The sequence below is a fragment of the Thermoactinomyces sp. CICC 23799 genome (assembly GCF_016055145.1).
Classification (GTDB): Bacteria; Bacillota; Bacilli; order Thermoactinomycetales; family Thermoactinomycetaceae; genus Thermoactinomyces; species Thermoactinomyces intermedius.
In genome coordinates this window covers 57121-72189 of the sequence record NZ_JAECVV010000001.1, presented here as the reverse complement: position 1 = coordinate 72189, position 15069 = coordinate 57121, and the positions used below count along the sequence as shown (strand labels likewise).

At 50.3% G+C, this 15069-nt stretch carries 19 protein-coding genes; 2 read left to right on the top strand and 17 right to left on the bottom strand.

The genetic code is table 11. From position 1 onward, the window contains the following. Nucleotides 1-3: 3 nt before the first annotated feature. Nucleotides 4-1803 carry a beta-N-acetylhexosaminidase gene (gene nagZ, locus I8U21_RS00415; RefSeq protein ID WP_198053030.1) on the bottom strand — a complete coding sequence of 600 codons (1800 nt, stop codon included), beginning with the start codon at nucleotides 1801-1803 and terminating at the stop codon, nucleotides 4-6. Nucleotides 1804-1933: 130 nt separating this feature from the next. Between nagZ and I8U21_RS00410 the strand changes: the two genes are divergently transcribed. Beyond that, nucleotides 1934-3016: an isocitrate/isopropylmalate family dehydrogenase gene (locus I8U21_RS00410; protein WP_181731137.1), complete on the top strand. Its 1083-nt coding sequence runs from the start codon at nucleotides 1934-1936 to the stop codon at nucleotides 3014-3016. Between the two features lie 50 nt (nucleotides 3017-3066). Here the strand turns inward: I8U21_RS00410 and I8U21_RS00405 are convergent, their stop codons facing one another. The 6 genes from I8U21_RS00405 to I8U21_RS00380 all read right to left on the bottom strand — a co-directional run bounded on the left by I8U21_RS00405 (nucleotide 3067) and on the right by I8U21_RS00380 (nucleotide 6933). Continuing rightward, nucleotides 3067-3351: a hypothetical protein gene (locus I8U21_RS00405; protein ID WP_181731138.1), complete on the bottom strand. Its 285-nt coding sequence runs from the start codon at nucleotides 3349-3351 to the stop codon at nucleotides 3067-3069. 932 nt (nucleotides 3352-4283) lie between these two features. After that, a complete protein-coding gene (locus tag I8U21_RS00400) occupies nucleotides 4284-4532 on the bottom strand; it encodes a hypothetical protein (protein ID WP_181731139.1) in 249 nt (82 codons plus the stop codon). A gap of 39 nt (nucleotides 4533-4571) precedes the next feature. After that, complete coding sequence (locus I8U21_RS00395) at nucleotides 4572-5138, bottom strand: Myb-like DNA-binding domain-containing protein (protein WP_181731140.1); 567 nt, start codon at nucleotides 5136-5138, stop codon at nucleotides 4572-4574. Between the two features lie 162 nt (nucleotides 5139-5300). Then, nucleotides 5301-5690, bottom strand: coding sequence for a DUF309 domain-containing protein (locus tag I8U21_RS00390; RefSeq protein ID WP_181731141.1), 390 nt, complete (start codon nucleotides 5688-5690; stop codon nucleotides 5301-5303). A 279-nt stretch (nucleotides 5691-5969) separates the two neighbouring features. Then, on the bottom strand, nucleotides 5970-6695 hold the full coding sequence (locus tag I8U21_RS00385; RefSeq protein WP_181731142.1) for a tetratricopeptide repeat protein: 726 nt from the start codon (nucleotides 6693-6695) through the stop codon (nucleotides 5970-5972). A gap of 13 nt (nucleotides 6696-6708) precedes the next feature. Next, nucleotides 6709-6933, bottom strand: a complete 225-nt coding sequence (locus I8U21_RS00380) for a hypothetical protein (protein WP_181731143.1) — start codon at nucleotides 6931-6933, stop codon at nucleotides 6709-6711. Nucleotides 6934-7176: 243 nt separating this feature from the next. Here I8U21_RS00380 and I8U21_RS00375 point away from each other — a divergent pair, with 243 nt between their 5' ends. Beyond that, complete coding sequence (locus I8U21_RS00375) at nucleotides 7177-7662, top strand: acyl-CoA thioesterase (protein WP_181731144.1); 486 nt, start codon at nucleotides 7177-7179, stop codon at nucleotides 7660-7662. Between the two features lie 73 nt (nucleotides 7663-7735). Here the strand turns inward: I8U21_RS00375 and I8U21_RS00370 are convergent, their stop codons facing one another. The 10 genes from I8U21_RS00370 to cobT form a co-directional block, all read right to left on the bottom strand. Then, entirely contained in the window at nucleotides 7736-7924 is a 189-nt protein-coding gene (locus I8U21_RS00370) for a hypothetical protein (RefSeq protein WP_037995676.1), read from the bottom strand. Between the two features lie 155 nt (nucleotides 7925-8079). Next, nucleotides 8080-8505, bottom strand: coding sequence for a CoA-binding protein (locus I8U21_RS00365; RefSeq protein WP_181731145.1), 426 nt, complete (start codon nucleotides 8503-8505; stop codon nucleotides 8080-8082). Next, entirely contained in the window at nucleotides 8498-9199 is a 702-nt protein-coding gene (locus tag I8U21_RS00360; RefSeq protein WP_198053029.1) for a protein kinase family protein, read from the bottom strand. The genes I8U21_RS00365 and I8U21_RS00360 overlap by 8 nt, the downstream gene beginning before the upstream one ends. Nucleotides 9200-9272: 73 nt before the next feature. Continuing rightward, nucleotides 9273-10253 (bottom strand): adenosylcobinamide-phosphate synthase CbiB, encoded by a 981-nt coding sequence (gene cbiB / locus I8U21_RS00355; protein WP_181731147.1) that lies wholly within the window; start codon nucleotides 10251-10253, stop codon nucleotides 9273-9275. Next, entirely contained in the window at nucleotides 10250-10954 is a 705-nt protein-coding gene (locus I8U21_RS00350) for an adenosylcobinamide amidohydrolase (protein ID WP_232333811.1), read from the bottom strand. The genes cbiB and I8U21_RS00350 overlap by 4 nt, the downstream gene beginning before the upstream one ends. Beyond that, complete coding sequence (locus I8U21_RS00345; RefSeq protein WP_198053028.1) at nucleotides 10954-11562, bottom strand: histidine phosphatase family protein; 609 nt, start codon at nucleotides 11560-11562, stop codon at nucleotides 10954-10956. Before I8U21_RS00345 ends, I8U21_RS00350 begins: the two co-directional genes overlap by 1 nt. Next, nucleotides 11559-12305, bottom strand: coding sequence for an adenosylcobinamide-GDP ribazoletransferase (gene cobS / locus I8U21_RS00340; protein WP_181731150.1), 747 nt, complete (start codon nucleotides 12303-12305; stop codon nucleotides 11559-11561). Before cobS ends, I8U21_RS00345 begins: the two co-directional genes overlap by 4 nt. Next, a complete protein-coding gene (cobU, locus tag I8U21_RS00335; RefSeq protein WP_181731151.1) occupies nucleotides 12302-12814 on the bottom strand; it encodes a bifunctional adenosylcobinamide kinase/adenosylcobinamide-phosphate guanylyltransferase in 513 nt (170 codons plus the stop codon). Before cobU ends, cobS begins: the two co-directional genes overlap by 4 nt. Further along, a complete protein-coding gene (gene cobD / locus I8U21_RS00330; protein WP_181731152.1) occupies nucleotides 12799-13944 on the bottom strand; it encodes a threonine-phosphate decarboxylase CobD in 1146 nt (381 codons plus the stop codon). The genes cobU and cobD overlap by 16 nt, the downstream gene beginning before the upstream one ends. A gap of 19 nt (nucleotides 13945-13963) precedes the next feature. Then, the gene (gene cobT / locus I8U21_RS00325; protein WP_181731153.1) at nucleotides 13964-15025 is read right to left on the bottom strand and encodes a nicotinate-nucleotide--dimethylbenzimidazole phosphoribosyltransferase; all 1062 of its coding nucleotides are present in this window, start codon (nucleotides 15023-15025) and stop codon (nucleotides 13964-13966) included. Nucleotides 15026-15069 lie beyond the last annotated feature (44 nt).

The following is a 15069-nucleotide window of genomic DNA, read 5'->3' as shown; positions in this document are numbered from 1 at the left end:
CCTTTATCCTCCCTGGTTGCCGCTTTCTTGTCCCGGCCAGCCGAACGGATATTGTTTCGACAGGGTGACCGGCAAACGCCCCTGGCTTTGGATCCGTCCGGCCATGATTTTGGCGCCGGCTTCCAACAGCGGACGGGACGATCCATATAAAGCAATGGATGTGACGCCCTCCGGCAATTGATCCAATCCGTAGGGGACATCCATTCCCCAGACAATGACCGGGATCCGTTTGGCATGTAACGTTTGAATCAAGTCAATCCATGCCGGATTTTCCTTCACCTGATTGATCACGACCAATGCCGCATCCGCATTCCCGGCCTTCTCCGCCAAAGCCGGAACTTGCGTTTTCTTCAGGGAATCGACATAATTCACATCAGCTTCATATCCGTTTTGTTTTAAAACCTCCGCTATGGCCTGGGGTTTATTCACGGTGAACACAGCCAGCTTTTTCGCATTTTCCGGCTTCAACGGGATGTGTTGTGCCGGATCTTTCACCAGCGTCACCCCTTGCTCGGCGGTTTGCCGGGCCACTTTTTCCGCTTCGAGCCGGTTGGAAAGCTCCGTGGCTTTCTCAACATCGGCATACGGTTGTTTCAAAAAAGCGTCTTTTGCTTTTAACCGGAGAATCCGGCGAACCGACTCATCAATGCGCGCCTCGTCAATTTCCCCTTTTTCGACGGCTTGTTTCACCGCTTCGATGGATTGGGTTTGCCGCTCAAGCGAATGGCAAACCAACACAATGTCTGCTCCGGCCTTGATGGCACGGACCACCGCTTCGCGGGTACCGAAATTCTCCGCAATGGCTCCCATCTCCATGTCATCGGTGATGATGATGCCGTCGTAATTCAATTGTTTTCGCAACAGCCCCGTCAACACTTTTTCGGACAACGTGGCGGGAATCCCCGGCTCCTTTTCAATCGCAGGGAAGATGATATGCGTGCTCATCACCATATCCGTCCCTTGCGAAACGGCTTTTTTAAAGGGAACCAGTTCCACTTGGTTCAAGCGTTCCATGGAGTGTGAAATCTCAGGCAGTCCCACATGAGAATCGACCGCCGTGTCCCCGTGTCCGGGAAAATGCTTGGCAATCGTGTAGATGCCGCTGTCATGAAATCCCCGGATCAATTCCGCTCCCAATTCAGCCGTCAGCCCGGGATCTTCGGAAAACGAACGCACACCGATCACCGGATTTTCCGGATTGTTATTCACATCCAACACCGGAGCCATATTCAAGTTGACACCGACGGCTCTCAACTCTTTGCCCATTTGTTTGCCGGTCTGGTAAGCCAGCTCTTTGTTTTGCGTGGCTCCGAGAGCCATGTTGCCCGGAAAAGCGGTAAACCCTTCCTTAAACCGGGCCACTTTTCCCCCTTCCTGATCCACCGTGATGAACAACGGAATTTTCCTTTCCGATGAAAGCGCCAGTTTTTGCAAATCATTGCTCAGCTTTGCAACCTGGTTTGGACTTTCCACATTCCGGTCAAAATAAATCATGCCTCCCACATGGTAATCCTCAATCAATGTTTTGGCTTGTTCATTCACAGTGAGCGCTTGTTCGTTGCCGCCTTTTCCTTTGAAGCCGACAATAAACATTTGCCCGATCTTTTCTTCCAAGCTCATGTTTTTCAATTGTTCCTCCACCCAGTTCGAGGAAGCCTCAGGCATCGGTTTTTCCCCGGATCCGGGTGAAGAGGAGGGCGAACAAGCCGTAACGGCTCCCATACAAACCGCCAGACAAAAACTTATGTATTTCAGATATTTCGGACGCAAATCCATCTCTCCCTCTTCCTGTCTCCCTTCCATTGTACTGAATCCCGGGCGGAACTTAAAGGAATGTCACCCGCCTTTCAATTTGTCAGAATATTTATCGCTAGTTATTGAAAGTTCGAAAGAGTATAATAGACACGGAATATTTAAATGAGGTGATTAATCCATGAGCCATAAAACCATCGTAGTCATGAAAGGGGATCAAACCGGACAAGAACTGTTGGACGAAGCATTGCGGGTTTTGGATCCGAATGTGATCGGAATGGATCTCGAATTTCAAACGTTTGACTTGAGCCTGGAAAACCGGAGAAAAACGAACAACGAAGTCGTTTATGAAGCGGCACGGGCGATGAAACGGACGGGATTCGGCTTGAAAGCAGCCACCATCACCCCGGAAGAAAAAGGGGATGTGGGAAGCCCCAATGCCATTTTGCGGAAAGAAATTGACGGAAAAGTGATCATCCGCACCGGACGCAGAATTCCGGGAGTCCGCCCCGTTGCGGGAACCTTTGCCCCGATTTCCGTCATCCGCATGGCGGTGGGTGACGCGTACGGCGCCAAAGAATGGCGGGAAGGTGAGGGCTTGGATGAAATCGCTTTCCGGACGGAACAAATTGACCGCAAAACCTGCCGTGCCGTTGCCGAATTTGCCTTCCGCCACGCAAAAAAAATGAACGCCAAAGTGTTTGGCGGACCGAAATACACCGTCAGCCCCGTTTATGAAGGAATGTTAAAAGAAGAAATGGACGAAGCGAGCAAGCGCTATCCGGAAGTCCGTTACGAGCCCCAATTGATTGACGCGACTTATGCCCTTCTCATCAACAACTCCGGCGATCCCCTTGTCATTCCGGCATTAAACCGTGATGGAGACTGTTTGAGTGATATGGTTCTCCAATTGTTTGGATCCATCGCCGGTTCGGAATCGATTTTGATAAGCTTTGACGAATCCTTTGACACCCAAACGGTCATGGCCGAAGCGCCGCATGGCACCGCACCTTCTTTGTTCGGCAAAAACGTGGCCAATCCCATGGCCATGATCCTGGCTGCCGCCTCTTTGTTCACGTATATGGATGACCCCAAAGCCAGCGCCGCTTCCCGCGCCATCTATGAATCAGTGATTGAAACGGTCCGCGAAGGAGTGCGAACCGCCGATCTGGGCGGAAGCGCCACCACAACGGAATTCACCAATGAAGTGATCAGCAAGGTCCAAACAAAACTGGAAGTATGGACAACCCTGCAAGGGTTTTGAACCCAACGCAAACACACCCGGTTTTTTACCGGGTGTGTTTTTGCAAACATTCATCTTTTTGTGCGGGGCAAACCTCTTTTTCCTTGTAAAATGTCCAGCCCTTTTTGCGGATTTTTTTGCACCTGGTTGGCGAACCTTTTCAATTCGCCGAAATCGACATCGGCCTGGGTCACTTTCATCAGGTATTGCAAAACCGCATCCATTCCGCCCCGCTCATGGGCGCGTTTGGCCCCTTCCATGATCTGCTCCATTTTGCTTTCGGACAGCACCGATCTTCCCATAATGGCATTGATCATGTGGGCAAGGTCTTTCATGGATGGTCCTTTTCCGGTCATTTCCATTCCTCCTTACAGGCAACTCCATATACTATATGCCCCCCTGGTTCAAATTGCTTATCAAAGCGACCCACTCCAAACGTCCAATCTTCAAAAATCGTGATGTTCACCTAACACCTTTTGGCGGAATTTTGTATAAATTCATAGCAAAAACATCAGTGATACACCGCTTTTCGAAAGGAGAACCGCCATGCCCTTTCCCTTGTCAACATCCCGACAAAATCCGCCATATCTCAATCTGCTTCTTTTCTTGCTGATCATTCCGGTCATCTTTGTGTTTGTCATGAACCTGCATCTTTGACTCCGGCAATTTCCCCGGCAAAGATATTCGCCTTTACAAAAGAAAAACACCAAGCATAAAGTAAATCAGCACTGGTGAAAAATATCCAATTCACCAGCAAATCCAATAAAGGAGGATTTTACATGAGCGAATATTACGGTGGTTTCGGCTGGAGACAACTTCTGATCTACCTCTTGGTCATCGCCACGATCTTTGTCTTTGTCGGATCAGGATTTGGAAGAGGCGGATATTGCTGATCCGCTGATTCTTTGAATCTTCCTTGAAAGGAGGTGTTCAAATGAGCGGATACTACGGCGGTTTCGGCTGGAGACAACTTTTGATCTTCCTCCTGGTCATTGCCACCATCTTCGTCTTTGTCGGATCAGGGTTTGGAAAAGGCGGATATTGCTAATTCATTGATGTCGAAATCCTTTTCTTGAAAGGAGGTATTCAAGTGAGCGGATGCTACGGCGGTTTCGGCTGGAGACAGCTTTTGATCTACCTCTTGGTGATTGCCACCATCTTCGTCTTTGTCGGCGGATGCTTTGGTGGCGGAAAATACTGATCAACCGAATGCCTTCCAAAGAAAGAATCCCGCCCTCTCCAGACAGCATGAAAGTACAAAAAGCGCCTCTTTAAAGGCGCTTTTTGTTTATTCCGAATTTTCATTTCGTTTCGTTTGTCCATGGGCGGATTGAATATAGATTTTATTTTGATCCCGGTTCAACAATTGAATCAACAAATGATATTCTTCCAGCAACATGAGCTCGAAAAATTTCAAGTCCGTCTTCAGTTTATGGTTTTCCCGGAGCAAATCTTTCACCTGTGCCTGAATTTGTTCCAACCGGTTTTCCAAATCGGACAACTGTTGATCAAGCGATTCCTTTGAACGGCTGGACAAACGCTGCACCTCTTTTCATTGGAATCTGGCCATATTATTTTATGATGACGACTCTTTTTTGTGTTCGGCTTTTGTTTGAACTGCTGATTGATCTTCGGCAGGAAGGGTTGCGGAAAAAACGGGATTGGCCCCCATGTCCGACAACAGATTCAACAAATGCCGGTACTTGTTTTTCACTTCTTTCTGATACCATTGATATGATTCCCGGTCTTCACGCAGTCCGCGATTTTCTTCTTTTAATATCCGGTAACGCTTGTTGAGCTTTTGCCGCTTTTCCTTTAATTGATTCAGGTTTTCTTTCAGGCTCTTTTCTTCTTGTTCCAGCTGTTTCAGCATTGGGACCAGCACATCAACCGATGAGCATCGCTCTTCTTTGTTTTTCCTCAATTGCTTGGCAACCCGTGCTCTCTTTGCCTCATGAAATGAACGGGGATCTTGTTGTTTGACGACCGCATTCCAGCGAAACCCGCAGGATCCGGGAGTCCGGTTCAGCTTTTCCCCCACTTTTTGAAAGGCTTCGATTTGCGTTCCGCCCTGACGGATGGCTTCCAACACGGTCTCTTTTAAGAGCCGGTCCTCTTCTTCGGTCCATCGTCTCCCCTTCACTCCTCCATCCTCCTTTCCTGACGGTTTCGTTGATGAAGACGCACCTAGTAATTATTTAGTCAATAACAAGTAATTTTATGTTTAATTTATAAAAGATAATTATATAAACAAAGAAGTTGTCCGTTTCCGCGGACAACTCCCCGAGCCTTTTTTCGACATTTTTTACCGGTTGTTGTTGAAATCGTGTTCGTCCGGCAACTTGCACGGCAAAATGCCCAGCCGGTCCACCTCTTCCCGGCTGATTTTTTCCACACCTTCCGGCAGAATTTGCAAACATTCGTTTAACCAACGGACGACTCCGGCCACATCCACGCCGTCTTTTTGCGGGACAAACGGTTTCAGGTAACCGAGGGCACTGGAAGCCAGCTTTCTGGCTCCGCGTACTTTTCCCCTTTTCAACTGATGCATGATGGCCGCAATTTGAATCAACCCGTGATAAAAATCATTGTGCCGCTGGGTTTGCCACAATTCTTCCAACACTTCATGGGCTTCCCAATACTCTTCGTTGTGGTAATGACGGAAAAACTGAAGATACAGCGGGGGGTATGTCATGAATTTTTCAATCCTTCCGTTCGGTTTGGTGTTCATCCCTGTGTGTTTCAGGGTATATTCTTTATGTCATTCTCATCATAACGAATGCAAAACAAAAGAAAAAAGACCAGGCGATTCCTGGTCACATGAAAGAGGGTCAAGATTAAGGAGTTAAAAGAAGCGTGGTAGCGTAAGCAAGAAGGTCAACCTTACTTACACGAACATTTTAACACGCTCCCCGAATTTTGTCGATATCATGTCGAGAGATGTTTTCAAACTGTTTCAATTTTAAACCGCTTTTCATATTACCCACTTTTTCCAAAAGAAGAAAATCTTGGGTGTTTTCGTCGCTTTTTTCACCATGTCAAACTGGGAGCGGATGATTTTGTTTTTGGGGTCCATCCGGAGCGCCTGCTTCAATTGCTCGGCCGCTTCGTCATAACGGTTCATCTCCATGAACACTTTGGCTTTGCGCTGATGATAAAGTGGATTCGCCTGATAATACTGAGCCGCCAATCTGAGGTGCAATAACGCTTGTCCCGTTTTGCCGCGCAGCAAATAAATTTCAGCCAGCAACGTGTGGGCAATCGCGTCTTTCGGATTCCATTCCAGACTGTGGAACAAAACATTTTGAGCAAGCGTCAGCGAATCGGTATGGGTTATCAAATAACGGGCATACTCCCGGGCCCCTTTACTGAATTGGCGGTGTCTGTGAAAACATTCCTGATACATGACACCGGCTTCCCGCAGTTCTCCTTTGGCTTCCAAAATTTGCGCCAAAAGAAGTTTGGCCCCGGCGTGATCCCCGTCCAGTTCCAACGCCTTTTGCACGGCGGTTTGGGCACGATTCCAATAGCCTTTTCTGGCTTCCAAAACCGCCAACAACAAATATTCCTCCACACGCGGATTGTCTTGAATCATTTTTTCGATCCGTGAACGGTTTCTCCTGTAACTGCCCGTGACCAGCCAGCGTCCTTTTTTTCCATTTTCACAGACAAAATCAACATCAATCATCGGCCCAACCACTTTCGTTTCCCCCTTAGTCCAAGAAATCTGTTCTATGATCAACCCTCACTGAATCGTTATTCACTTCATGACAGAAAACAAACCCCGGCCAAACTGGCTGAGAAACCAGGGTTTTCATGAAGAATGCCGAATTCTTCCCTGACGCATGCCAAAAAATATCCATCCCGCCATTTGATGATGGGAAAGTCTTGGCCGTTTCCGGTGCAGAATATTTCATGGAAAAGATGACAATCATCATCAATCTGTTCACTTTGTTCACTAACAAACAAAATAATCCGATTAATTCCATGTTTAGTATATCATAAGTACTATTTTATTTCTGCAATTAATTTAAATATTTTTCACATAATCCTATCAATGTTTCATATATTTATACCCAAATTTTTATTATAATGAAGAAATGCTCATTTATTATCCTCATCCCTTTTCACATCTTTTTTTCATTTCCTTATTTTGGATTCCGGACAAGGGGGAACCGAAGATGAAAATTGCTTGGATGGACCAGGCGCCGGAACAATGGCTGGAAAAATTTCGCTTTTTTACTCCGATCCAAGTTCGTTTTTCCGATACGGACCAACTCGGGCACATCAATAATGTCAGTTATTTCAGTTATTTCGAGTACGGACGGATCGCTTACCTGGAAGCGCTGGATTTGACAAAGAGCCTGCTGGATGCCTCGCGCTCCTCTGCACAAGGTGTGATTGTCACCGCCAGCTTGGAATGCCAATATTTAAAACAAGTTCATTTCGGGGAGAAAGTTTCACTCGGGGTCCGTATTTCCCGCTTGGGACGAAGCAGTGCCGATTTCGAATATGCATTGGTGACGGGCGAAAACAAAACGCTGTCGGCCGCCGGAAGGGGTGCGGTGGTTTATATTGATCCCAAAACCGGCAAAAGCCGGCCGATCCCGGAGGAAGTCAAAGATCGCATCCGTGCTTATGAACAAATGATGGAGCCGATCGAATAACCGCAGTCATCAATCATTCAAAAAGGGATTCATCCACAACAGGATGAATCCCTTTTTGTTCCGAAAATCTATCTCAATGGTAAACCGAAGATTCATGGTGATACTGAATGGTTTGGGCGATAATCCGGTTCATATCATCTTTGTTAATGTCTGAGAGCTTCCCGTGAACCATGATACTCGCATTCCGTTCCGTTTCCGTCAATAAGTCGTAAAGTTCAGGGGACACAACAAGAACTAACTGCGAAAGCTTCATGGTTTGCATGAGAGCATCACCCCGTCCGTTTTTTACAACTTGTTTTTTATATTATGACACAAATAGAATCAAAATACGATATCTTTCGACAAATTTTTTTGTGAATTGACAAAATGAAAAGAGCCCCGGACGGGTCGGGACTCCTTGATTGCTCAACCTGATGTTCACCGGTTTGTTCCCAACAAAATGGCGTGGTCCACTTTGATGCAGCGATCCATCACCACAATCAGTCCATTTTCCGCGGCATAACGCGCCGCTTCTTCATGAATCACGCCTTCTTGCAGCCAAAGAGCTTTCGCTCCGGCTTCCACGGCTTCTTTGGCCACCGGAAAAACATGTTCGCTGCGGCGGAATACATTGACAATATCGATCGGTTCTTTGATTTCGGTCAAAGAAGCGTATGGTTTTTCCCCCAACACCGGTCCGGTTAAATTGGGATTCACCGGAAAGATCCGGTAGCCTGCCTTTTGCAAAGCTTGCGCAATCATGTGACTGGTCCGGGCCGGATTGTCCGAACAACCCACCACCGCAATATTTTTTGCCTCTTGGAGCAGTTTTTTCCGTATTTCGTCCGAAGGATTTTCAAACATTTTTGTCGGCACTCCCCTCTGATTGTGTGTCTCCCAACCATCTGACAAACTTCCGGCCAAACTCCCGGACGGAAAAAGCAGAAGATGTTTTGCGGTTATACATCATTTTGACGCTTTCCAGCAGCCAAACGGGGACTTTGCGTCCCCGGATCAACGGATAAAATTCGTAATATGCCTCCACCAGGTCATCCCAACGCCGGTCATTCCCCGGTTTCATATACTCGGAAACATCCAACAGCTTTCCGCGCCCTTTTTGCAAAAGGACATTTTTCAAATGAATGTCACGCGGGTTCAACCCTTTGAGACGCGCTTCACGACGTGCGTGTTCCACATCGATGATCACCTGCTCCGGGATTTCAATCCCTTCGCACAAACACTGATACAAGTTCAACCCTTGTTCATGACTCAAAACCAAATAATTGTCCCCTTTGCCGTAGCAACGGGCAAAATAAGGCGACCCCTTCAACTTTTGGTACACTTGAAACTCTTGCTCCACTTTGTGAAGGCGGTCTTCTGCAAACACCTTCCAAACCCGGCCTTTGCATTCGGGATGGCTGACGACCACGGCATCCGTGCCGTAACCGACCAGGTTGAATACGGGGGGAAGATACTCAATCGTGACCGGTTCGTTTTCCGGATGGGCGTGGAAAATGATTTCCCCGATGGCTTCTTCAATCTTTCGGATCTGTTTCATGGGCTTGGCCCCTTGTCGATAATGTCCCATTTACAGTATTTACCCGATTTCAAAAAGAACATGCCATTGATTTCTATTTAAAAATCACGCAGCAAACCCCCGAGAGGGCCAAAAGATACAATCCGGAAGCAAGCCACATCACCCGGATCGCCTTCAAGAGGTGTTCCGGTTTTTTATCCTGAACCGGTTTTCCCATGTAAGCGCGGAACGATTTTTTCCCGAAATAAACATTGACTCCCCCCAGCCGGATTTGAAGCCCGCCCGCCATCAGGGACTCGGGAATGCCGCTGTTGGGACTGGGATGTTGACGGGCATCCCGCCTCCATGCCTGAAAAGCCGCGCCCGGGCTCAGCCGCAACAAACCGAAGGCCGCCAACATAAACGGAATCAATATGCGGGCCGGAATCCAGTTGGCCAGATCATCCAGCCTCGCCGAAGCCCAGCCCAGGTGTAAATAGGTCTCGTTTTTGTATCCGACCATGGAATCCAGGGTATTCGCCGCACGGTAAGCCATGGCCAGCGGCGCGCCTCCCAATGCCGCATAAAAAAGAGGGGATATGACCGCGTCCACAATATTTTCGGCAATGGTTTCCACACCCCCTCTCACAATTTCCCCTTCATCCAATGAATCCGTGTCTCTTCCGACCACCATGGACAAACGGCGGCGCGCCTCACCGATCTTTTTTTCCACCAAAGCGGAATAAACGGCTTTTCCCGACGCAGCCAAACTGCGCGGAGCCATCGTCAGCCAAACCAGCACCGCTTCAAACAAAAGGCCGGCCACCGGATGGAGCTGCTTCATGCCTTGAACCCCGAAAAAGGTCAAAAGCCAAGCGCCGCCTGCCACAACCAGCGGCAAAATCATCCCGGCACAGCGCCATTTCCACGCCGCCTCTTTTTCATTCCATCCTCTTTCCCGTCCGAAACAGCGGATGCGGCGGTCCAGCCACGCAATGGCTTTCCCCATGCCCACCACCGGATGATAACGGTTTGCCGGATCCGCAAAAAGACAATCCAAAAGAAACGCCAGGATCAAAACGGCAGCCGTGGTCATCTGCGCTCCTCCCCGTATCTTTCTTTCAGCACGGCTTCTTTCACCGCCTCAAAGACGGCTTTTCCCAAAGCACTTCCCAAAGGGCTGGACAATCCCGCATAGGCATGCACATCGTTTCTTGCCGGATCCTGGGTTGAAGCAATGAGAATCGCATCCGTTGTGGTGCCGGTGGCCGGATTTCCGCGGGCATCTGTTACCTTCAAGTCTTGCAAGGCCGCCGCTTTGGCTTCGGTTGCCGTGATCACGGCATTCACCATTGCCGCCTGTGTCATCCGTCCGTCGATCACAACCATCGTGTTGATTGTGTGAGGCGTGTATTCCTGATCGTTCCAAAACACCGGGTTCGGTTCCCCGGCACGGGCTGCATTTCCCACACCGGCTGTGACAAACACGTCCATCTTGAACGTTTTCTCCACGGCAAAACGGTGGCAAACCCGCTCCACCCGGGCCGCCGTCATGAGCACGACCGTTTCTTCAAGGGGAATCTTTTTCCGGGTTAACCAATCCCGGATCTCTCCCTCCGGATTCTTCGCTGCATAATCCCGTCCGACATGCCGGTTGATCATCCGTTTGCAGGTGAACCGGTCACTTCCGTAAACCGCGCTGGTCAAGACTTTCAACGGCCGTTTTGACTCAATCATCAACATTTCCGGATGAACCGTCCATGAAATCGGGCAACCGGCTCGCTGAAACCAATCCATCAAAAGTCTCCTTTCTGAAACAAAGTACGGCTGATGATCCACCCAGCCTCTTTTTTTTCGGCAATCCATCCCTCTCCGTGCCCGATGGACGGCTTCCAAAAGTCGTACAGGGACTGATACACATGATAAGCAAAAAAACAGCGGATGGGACCGCCATGCGTAAAAACGGCCACGGTTTCCCCGGGCCGGTTTTGTTCCAATTCACGAAGGAAACGTTCAATGCGATGGTGCAGATCCATGAGGCTTTCCCCTTTTGGGGGAGCAAAACGGCCCGGATCACGGATCCAGTTCCACCATGCCTCTTTGGCCAACTCCTCCGCTTCCTGATACGTTTTTCCTTCCCAAATCCCAAATGAACACTCTCTCAAGGCCGGTGTGACGGCCACCGGGATTTCGGGATGTTTTTCAAGAAAAGGACGGGCAGTCTGGACGGCCCTTTTCAAATCACTGGTCACCACAAAGTCGATCTTTTCCCGTGACAGTGCTTCCGCCAACCGGAATGCCTGTTCTTTTCCCGTTTCGGCCAACGGCTCGTCCTGGTGCCCGATGTACCGTTTCATCTGATTCCCTCTGGTTTCGCCATGGCGTATCCATATCAATCGCATCATGAAAGCACCCCCGGAATGGTAAAAAAGAGAAGCCAGGTTAATTCAGACGCTTCAATCATGGCTCCGTACAAATCCCCGGTGCAACCGCCAAGGGTCCGGGTTCCCTGCCAACCGATCCACAGCGGGACCCAAACCGCAAAGAACCCCGCCGCCAAACCGATGCTTCCCAAACCGAACCACACCGGCAACACCGTGCAAACCAAAGCCAGACCAAACCGCGGCCAGGTAAACCGCTCCCGCATGCCTTGTCCCAACCCGTCTTTACCGGCATAAGGGAAGAAACGGATGCCAATCACCGCGGCCAGCCTGCCCCAAATGCAGGCCGTGATCCACACCCGGGCAAAAGAAGCATCCGGATGGCCGGCAAGCACAAACAGGGCCCCCGCTTTTAACATCAACAGCAAAATGGCGGCAATCGCCCCCATGGCCCCGACCCGGGAATCTTTCATGATTTCCCGGATTTTGTCCGGATCGCGGTGGGATCCGAATCCATCGGCCATATCCATCCAACCGTCCAAGTGCAATCCGCCGGTGAAAAACACCCATGCCGAAAGATCCAACAACACCCGGACCGGAGCCGGAAACCATCTGGCAATCAATTGATCAAACAAAAAAAGGACGCCTCCCAACAATAAACCGACCACCGGATACCACACCGGACTTTCCCGGAACCCCTCTTTGTCCAACCGGACCGGTACCGGGAAGCGGGTCAAAAAGGCCAAGGCATGAAAAAATGCATTCATGGTTTCACTCTCCAAGGAATTCCCGCAATCACCATCCACACCTCATCCGCCACTTGCGCAACCTCCTGGTTGAGCCAGCCCAAACCGTCTTGAAACGCCCGGCTCACCGGATGCATGGCCACACCGCCCAGACCGACTTCATCGGTGACCAGGACGGCCTCATACGGTTTTAACGTTTCCAGCCAATCGCGGGCGTCTTGTTTCAAATGTTCTTCCCATTCTTCTTTGTACAACATCAATTGATTGCTCACCCATGCGGTCAGGCTGTCCACCAACACGAGATGGTGTGGCGGGACCGTTTGAATGACCCGGGCCAACCGGTGCGGCTCTTCCACCACGCACCAGTGGTCCGGGCGCCTTTTCCGGTGATGTTCGATCCTCTTTTTCATCTCTTCGTCCGAAGCAACTCCGGTCGCCACATAAGTGACATATTCGGCATCCATGCACAATGATTCAGCAAAGCGGCTTTTGCCGGAACGGACGCCGCCGGTGATCAGCTTGATGCCCATGATAACCCGCCTTCCTTCCTGCTCCATTCTTCAAGCGTCTTCCTTAACAGCAGATTCTGCTCCGGTTTTTTGACCGCGATCCGGAAACAATCATCCTCCAACCCTTCATAATTGGAACAACTCCGGATCAATAACCCTTCCCGGGCCAAGTCGAATTGCAGATCCGAAACGTTTTTTCCGTTGACCGACATGCGCACCAGCAAGTAATTGGCCACCCCCGGAAAAACCTGAAAACCGTCCAGACGGTTCAATTCCCGGATCATCGTTTCCCGCTCTGTTTCCAGCCACCCGCTCACCTTTCGGGCGTGCGGCCGGTAAACTTCCTCCCGCAAAACCGCGCAGCCGATCATTTGCGCCAATCCGTTCACACTCCAGGGAACCTGAAGCGCCCGAATCCGGGAAATCACCGCTTCATCCGCCACAAGATAACCCAAACGCAAACCGGGCAGCGAAAAAAACTTCGTCATGGAACGAACCACAATCAATTGGGGATGCTCCTTCACCCGTGAAATCAACGACCGGTCTTCCTTTGGCTCCACAAAATCCATAAAAGCTTCATCCACAACCAAAATGGTTTGATACCGTCCGGCCCGGCGGATCCATTCCAACATCCGGCCGGCATCAATCAAATGCCCGGTGGGGTTGTTGGGATAACCGATGAATACCAAGTCCACCCGTCTCAACAGCCGGTCCATTTCTTCCAGGGACGGCAAAAATTGCTGCTCCCAGCCGGTCACCAGATGGTCCACGGGAATGTTTCTCTTCCGGGCACATTGCCTGTACTCGACAAAAGAAGGATCCACCACCCCCACCCGGGACGGCCGGAAGGCCTGGATCAACAGATCAATCAACTCGGCAGCCCCGTTTCCCGGCAACACCATGTCCGCGGAAATCCGGTGAAAACGGGCGATCGCCTGTTTCAACCCGCGGCAGGCCGGATCCGGATATCTTGATAACACCGGCATTTCTCTTTCTTCGACCAACTCCCGGATCACTTCTTTGACGATTTCCGGCGGACCGTAAGGATAAATATTGGAGCTGAAATCAATCCATTCCTCTTGTTCTCTGGAAAAAAGCTCACTGGCCGTCAGCAAATCCCCTCCGTGTCCGAACCGCTCCAAGCTTGCCATTTTTTTTCACCCTTTCTGGTCAGTTCTTTTCGCCTTGCGGGGCAGAAAGTCCCAAATCGGCAAATACGGCCATATTTCGGGCCAACTTTACCGCCGTCTCAAACATCGGCATCACAAGAGCCGCACCGCTGGCTTCCCCCAAACGCATCTCTGCATGCAGCAACGGTTTAAAACCCAGCTCATCCAGCAATACGGCATGTCCCGGTTCCACCGACAGATGGGAAGCAAACAAACAGGGGCGGACCTCCGGTTTCCATCTCACCGCCGCCAAAGCTGCCGCCGTGGAAATAAATCCATCCATGATGACGGGAATCCGGTGTTCGGCCGCCCCCACATAAGCTCCCACCATGGCTGCAATCTCCAGCCCGCCGACTTTTTCCAACACCTCCAGCGGATTTTCCGGATCGGGCCGGTGAAAATCGATGGCCTTTTGGATCACTTCACATTTTCGCGCATAAGCCTCCGGAGAAACCCCGGAACCTTTTCCCGTCAATGACGAAACCGGTTTTCCCGTGAGCCCGGCTGCCACCGCAGCCCCTGCCGTGGTATTGCCGATTCCCAATTCCCCCACAGCCAACAGGCGGACGTTCTTTTCGCCCAACTGCCGGACAGTCTCTCTCCCCACCCGGATCGCTTCCACCACTTCTTGGCGGGTCATCGCCTTTTCTTTTAAAAAGTTGCGCGTGCCTTTGCGCACCCGGGCAGAGAGCACGGATCCCGGGGTTTCCTCCCATTCACTCCCGACATCCACCACAACCAGCCCGGCGCCGGCCGCTTCCGCCAAAAGATTCACCGCCGCTTTTCCACGGTCGAAGGTTTGCATCATCAGGCCGGTCACTTCTTTCGGATACGGGCTGACCCCTTCTTCGGTCACCCCGTGATCCCCGCAAAACACGGCCACCGCTTTTTGACTCAAATCAGGGAACATTTCCCCCGTGATGGCGGCCAAGCGGATCATGATTTCTTCCAATTGCCCCAAGCTGCCGACCGGTTTGGTCAATTGATCGACATGTTGTTTCATTTTGCCGGCCGTTTCTTTGTCGACCGGCGGAATTTCAATCTTTTCTATTCCGTTGATCAATGTCTCCTCCCCCGCTTTCTTCCGGTATCTTCATTCAAGGATAT